Here is a 5550-nt window from a genome sequence, read left to right on the forward strand (position 1 = left end):
GCATTAGAAGCGTTAATAATAAAAGTTTGATTACCTGGCTCTTCATTTTGATAGGTTATTTCAACTTCTATTTTGTAGTAATAATTATCCTCGCTCATATCCTCTTCTTTTAAATCTAAAGATATTAACGTGCTATATTCAAGTTCTTTTATTCCTATAAACTTAAAATTACCTTCATATTTTTGTTCCACAAAATCAATACAGATAGTTTTAGCTAACTCTAAAGAGTTTGAATATAGATAGATGTTTTTCTTTTTTCCGTTTAATTTGATTGAGCATAGCCATATTGTAGAATCTCCTTGTACCATATTACAACCCCTTTTTTGGTTGCTTACAGAAACTTCTTTAATATCATTCGATTGTAAAAAGAAACTTATTTCTGATATTTCTTTAGAACTTAAATAAGTACCTTTGTCCATTATCACTTCATTTCTATCTACAGAAACAACTTCTCCTGTATCTTCATCAGCAAAATCTTCTTTCCAAGTTCTTACTAATTTTTCTGCAAGATACATTCCTTGCATTTTAGAAATTTCAGATGTTCTTACTACAATCTCGTTTTTTTTTGATTCCATTTTTAAATTTTAAAGGTTAAGTAATCGGTGTCGTAAATATCTAATTCTACGTTTATTTTATTTCTTTTTTGTATTCTTTCTTTAGGAGATAGGACTTCTAAATTCTTTTCTAAATCTAACACTATTTTCTGCGCTTTTTCTTTAATTTCTATTAATTGTGGTTTTCTTAACTGTATTGACCTATGAGAATTTAATCCCTCAATAAAATCTAAATACTCTTCTCCAAAAATCCTTATTAATGATGCTCTGTATTTTTTATCATCACCACCTTTCCAACTATTAGAAGCAAAACTCTGAATAAAAATGTTATGCAGGTTTAAACAAATTGTTCTATTTGCACCAACACTTGTGTAATGACCTCCTGCCATTTTACCTTCGTAATTACCTGTAGGCACACAAGGGTTTCCGTAATCTATAAATCTTGCAATTTTGTTGATTAAAGGTTGTACGTAAGTGGCTCTGTATTTATCTGGAGACATAGAATCGATTTTCATTTGCTTTAATCGTTCTTTATCTTCTTTGTTTTTTTGTTTCTCAACTTTCTTTTTAGCTACTAAAGTCGCTTTTGATAAGATTTTCATTCCTTCATCAGAAGAAGATAACCATTTATTATAGCATTTACATTTTTTTCCTAAACCATATTTTGCATCGTAGGTTTTAATACCATTTCTTTCTGAATACTGTAATGGTTTACCACATCCAAATCCTTTTGCTTTTCCTGTACCTCTGCAAACTTTTACCGCCATTGTTATTTTTTATTTTGAATCCTATCAATAAAACTTGCTTTTTTAATTAGTAAGTAAACAATATTATCAATGAATTTTTCATCTACCTTTTCTTTAGTTGGTAATTTTCCTAAATCCAAATCATTAGTCATATCCTCAATAGATATTTCGTGCTTTAAAAGAAAACCATCTAATAGTTTTTCTCTAGTAGTATTCTTTTTTCTTGCACCAACCTCAAAGTTATGTAAAGGGTTGTTATTCCTTACATACTCTTTACCTTTTATTAATAAAGTTTCTCTTACTTTTTTTAAAGTAGCATCTATCTCCTTTTCAAATGATTAAAGTCCATATCTACACTAATTTAATTAAAACAATTCTATTAAAATCTTTTGGATCTAAAAAATCTGTATTTGGTCTAACGATATTAAGCCTTGAAACTCTATTTTGTTTAATTTTAAAGTTAATACTACCCACGTTAAAAGAATCTATATCTACATTTCTACTTCTTTTTGCGTTAGCAAAAGAACGTAACTGTCTTCTAATATAAATTGATATTTTTTGATTAACAAAATAAACGTATTCTAAGTTTTTAGAATCTTTATTAACCGACGATAAAATATCTGCAATATCTCTTATAAAATCATCGTTTTTTAAAGATAAATCTAAATTATAAGTAATTGCTTTATTTTCTAATTCTTCTTCAAATCTCATTCTCTAAATATCTTTATAAGTTATAACACTATTTCCCGCTAAAATATCATCTAATTTAAATCCATTCCAGAAAACCATAAATTTAGGAATTTCGGTTTTTTTGTAGTAAAACTTATAACCCTTAGAAGCAAAATGAAACTCTCTGTATCTTGTGTTTTTTACACTCATAGTTTTTTGTTTTTTTTAAAGTTTTTTTCATAAAACCCACCACTTGCATCAGAGGTGGTGGGAAAATTGCTATGAAAAAGAAATGAAGGTTTACCTAAGCACCTACAGGATATTGTAGCAGTACAATTAAAACAATCCCCCTAACTATTGTTTTTTAACCAATTGCACTGCTCTATTTTATAAACCCACCTATCTTTAAAAGTAATAACTAGCGACTAAATTAATTATTAATTAATAGTTTAAGGTGGGTTTTTTTCTTTAATGTTTTTGTTTTAATTTTTCTAAAGATAATTTAATACTTTCCCAATAATCGTGATATTCTTTTTTTCGTTGATTAGGATTTACGGGACAAGGATTATATCTTAACATAAAATCTACTTTATCTAAACAAATATCAATAGCTTTTCTTTGGCTAACATTAAGAGATAACTCTGTATCAAAAACCATTTCAAGTGCTTTTAAATCAGATTCTCCTTTTGGAGTTAATATTCTTTTAGGAAATTCATCTTCTAAGACTGTCTTTAATAAACCACAAGCTATTAAATTATTGTAATTTAACCTAGTACTTTCTTCTAAAGATTGCCTCAACTCATCATTTAATTTATCTAAATCAAAATCTTGGTCTACAATAGATTTATTTGAATCGACTTCATTTTTATGTAAGGTATATCCATCTAAAGAAATTAAATCATCTTTAACATCATATCTTTTACCTTTGTAACCTATAACAAATCCTTTCTTATTAAATTCAACACCTATTTTATTTCCGTTTTTAGACTCTAAAATAATATGGTCTTTTACTTTTTTTATTTTAACTATTCCTTCTTTTGTGGTTTCTATTTCCATAATTCTTTTTTAAACTTTCTAAAATGGCATTTCATCGTCATCTTCATCTCCAATACCGCTTGTTGGTTCAAATTGATCTAAAGGAGATTGTTCTTGTACAGGTACTTGCGCTATACTTTCTATTTTCCAACCCGTTACAGAATTAAAAAACTTATCTACGCCTTGTGGGTCTGTCCATATCCTACCACCTAAATTTATAAAAACTTTAACTTCTTGACCTACTACATAGTTATTTAGTAAATCCCCTTTATCTTTTAAGAAATCAATAGAAATGTATTGAGGGTATTGGTCAGTAGTTTTTATTACTAAATTTCTTTTTGAAAACCCCGAAGAAAAAACTTCTCGGTCATTTATTAAATGTATTAAACCTTGTACTTCCATAATATTTATTTTTTTAAAAACTTTTCAATTAACTTAACACATAGTACTCCAAAAGATACTACAAGAAAAAAACTACAAACTACAAAAAACGCATTCATATTATTTTAATATTTCTGTAAAATTAGGTTCACTAAAATTCTTACTTTTAATCACTTTACCTAAAGGTCTAGTTTCATCAAAAACACCATTCTTTCCATTAATTAATGGTTTTCCATTATTATCTAATTTACTCATATTACTCCTATGCACTTCGTTATACAATTCCTCTAACTTAAAAATCATTCCGTGTTCTGCAAACATACCCAAAAGTATCTCTTGCATATCTATTAAAGAATCAGCTATCTCTGTTATAGATTTTTTTTCTCTTGATTGAGCTAATTGATACTCCTCTAACTCTTCCTTCATCATATCAAACTGTAATTCTGCTCTGTCTAAACTTATAGAAGTTGGTTTTTCTGATACAGGCAAATTAAAGGCTTTATTAAATCTTAATCTTTTTAAGATTATATTGTCAATTACATTTACCTCTCTCAAATAAAAAACCCTTTCTTTTAATCCAAAAATCTTATTCACTAAATCAACCTCATTACTTAATTGACTATAATCACCATCATCACGAAGTTTCTTATAGCTACCCAAGTATTTATTCAGTAATTCAATTTGCTTTTCCAGTTCTTTAATCATAATATTTCTTTTTAGTTACTTCTTTTTTTGTTGTTGAACTTTTCTCCCCTCAATATTCATTGAACCCAATATATTTGGCTTATCTTGAAACTTAGTGTAAGAAGCGATAACAGCCACTCTGTTTAAGTTTTTTAAAACAGTATATATATTTCCATCAGAATCCGTTAAAACGTCTTTAATTTGAAGATTATGGCTACCTGTGTAGTTTATATTAAAGATATAAGTGTAATGAAACGCAGGTCTTACTCTTATTAATTTGCATATAAATAATTGAAACTTATTATATCCTAAAAACTTTTCTCTACGGATAACATCCGCTTTTCTTACTGATATTTTTTTACCAGTTACTTTTTTTACTTTGTCAGCCATTATTTTTTATTAAATTTTTCTAAAATCTTATCTTCTTTTGTTTCCCCTAAATCTTTATCTACAAGATGCTGAATGTATTTAGAACGACTAACGTATTTGTCTTTGTTATTCTTAATTTTTTCATCCATACCCTCTATTTGTTTAAAATAAAGATAAAAATTTACATTTTCTCCCTTACGTGCCATAGATATCTATTGATGATTCAAAGATAATATAATATATTATATAAACAAGATTTATTTACAATATATTTGTTATTAATCTTAAAAATCAGTCGTAATGAATGAAAAAATCAAAAGACTTAAAGCGTCTATAAAAGAAAAAGAATCTTTAGTGAGTCAAATAAAGGCTATTGGAGATGATAACAGGGCTTTTAAATTATTCTGTGAGGTACAAAAACTAAAAACAGAATTAAGTCTTGCGAACAAGTATCTAAAATTAAAATAGATATGAATCCAAAAAATCAAATAAAATATGGTTTTTTGATTAGTAAAAAGAAGATTTTCGACACTAAAATCCAATCTTATCAGTTGAAAAAAGAAATAGTAGATAATTTGGTAATCTATAGAATGATGCCAAACAGATACAAAAGATTAAGGGTGTTTGAGAATCTTCTTTCTACAATGACTAACGATGCTGTTTTTGATATTTTAAAGAACGATGCAGATGTTAAAAAGAAAAGAAGTAGTAATATAGTTATAAGTGAAAAAACGCTGTTAAACGCTTCTAATATGGCTATGGTTTATAATTATCCACCTAAGTATTTAACACAAAAAAGATTTTACCTCTATAAATCTTGTCAAACACTAAAGAAAAGAATTGATAATGAGTAGTTCTGAACAAAAAGACATTTTAGTAGAAGATTTAAGAATACCTTTAATAGCGACTGAAATACATTTCACTAATTTTTCTATTTACTATAAGGTAAAAATTGATTCTGATAGAAATTTCTCTGGAGTTGTTTCTTGTGCAAACGATATTAAAGAAAAAGACTTGATATTAAACCCAACTTTTGTAAGTAAAGAAAATAATGAAGTTTGTTTTTCTGTAAATATGGTTATGCCACACTTTTATAAAGATATTTTAGATCG

12 protein-coding genes are annotated in these 5550 nt (G+C 27.0%); 3 read left to right on the plus strand and 9 right to left on the minus strand.

The genetic code is table 11. From position 1 onward, the window contains the following. The 9 genes from ACTG3V_RS14845 to ACTG3V_RS14885 form a co-directional block, all read right to left on the minus strand. Positions 1 to 575 (minus strand): hypothetical protein (locus ACTG3V_RS14845; RefSeq protein WP_439132958.1); only part of this gene is annotated, 575 nt, incomplete at its 3' end. Positions 576 to 577: 2 nt separating this feature from the next. Further along, complete coding sequence (locus ACTG3V_RS14850) at positions 578 to 1321, minus strand: recombination protein NinG (RefSeq protein WP_439132959.1); 744 nt, start codon at positions 1319 to 1321, stop codon at positions 578 to 580. A gap of 330 nt (positions 1322 to 1651) precedes the next feature. Beyond that, positions 1652 to 2011 carry a hypothetical protein gene (locus ACTG3V_RS14855; protein ID WP_439132960.1) on the minus strand — a complete coding sequence of 120 codons (360 nt, stop codon included), beginning with the start codon at positions 2009 to 2011 and terminating at the stop codon, positions 1652 to 1654. A gap of 3 nt (positions 2012 to 2014) precedes the next feature. After that, the gene (locus ACTG3V_RS14860) at positions 2015 to 2179 is read right to left on the minus strand and encodes a hypothetical protein (protein WP_439132961.1); all 165 of its coding nucleotides are present in this window, start codon (positions 2177 to 2179) and stop codon (positions 2015 to 2017) included. Positions 2180 to 2437: 258 nt separating this feature from the next. Next, the gene (locus ACTG3V_RS14865; protein ID WP_439132962.1) at positions 2438 to 3025 is read right to left on the minus strand and encodes a hypothetical protein; all 588 of its coding nucleotides are present in this window, start codon (positions 3023 to 3025) and stop codon (positions 2438 to 2440) included. Between the two features lie 18 nt (positions 3026 to 3043). After that, a complete protein-coding gene (locus tag ACTG3V_RS14870; RefSeq protein ID WP_439132963.1) occupies positions 3044 to 3406 on the minus strand; it encodes a DUF3127 domain-containing protein in 363 nt (120 codons plus the stop codon). 99 nt (positions 3407 to 3505) lie between these two features. Then, positions 3506 to 4090, minus strand: a complete 585-nt coding sequence (locus ACTG3V_RS14875; RefSeq protein ID WP_439132964.1) for a hypothetical protein — start codon at positions 4088 to 4090, stop codon at positions 3506 to 3508. A 15-nt stretch (positions 4091 to 4105) separates the two neighbouring features. Then, entirely contained in the window at positions 4106 to 4459 is a 354-nt protein-coding gene (locus tag ACTG3V_RS14880; RefSeq protein WP_439132965.1) for a hypothetical protein, read from the minus strand. Then, positions 4459 to 4644 carry a hypothetical protein gene (locus ACTG3V_RS14885; protein WP_439132966.1) on the minus strand — a complete coding sequence of 62 codons (186 nt, stop codon included), beginning with the start codon at positions 4642 to 4644 and terminating at the stop codon, positions 4459 to 4461. Before ACTG3V_RS14885 ends, ACTG3V_RS14880 begins: the two co-directional genes overlap by 1 nt. A 94-nt stretch (positions 4645 to 4738) precedes the next feature. Here ACTG3V_RS14885 and ACTG3V_RS14890 point away from each other — a divergent pair, with 94 nt between their 5' ends. The 3 genes from ACTG3V_RS14890 to ACTG3V_RS14900 form a co-directional block, all read left to right on the plus strand. Beyond that, a complete protein-coding gene (locus ACTG3V_RS14890) occupies positions 4739 to 4906 on the plus strand; it encodes a hypothetical protein (protein ID WP_439132967.1) in 168 nt (55 codons plus the stop codon). A gap of 2 nt (positions 4907 to 4908) precedes the next feature. Then, on the plus strand, positions 4909 to 5292 hold the full coding sequence (locus ACTG3V_RS14895; RefSeq protein WP_439132968.1) for a hypothetical protein: 384 nt from the start codon (positions 4909 to 4911) through the stop codon (positions 5290 to 5292). After that, the coding region (locus ACTG3V_RS14900; protein WP_439132969.1) for a hypothetical protein at positions 5285 to 5550 on the plus strand (266 nt) is incomplete at its 3' end. The genes ACTG3V_RS14895 and ACTG3V_RS14900, both read left to right, overlap by 8 nt.

The sequence above is a fragment of the Polaribacter sp. genome (assembly GCF_965660385.1).
Classification (GTDB): domain Bacteria; phylum Bacteroidota; class Bacteroidia; order Flavobacteriales; family Flavobacteriaceae; genus Polaribacter.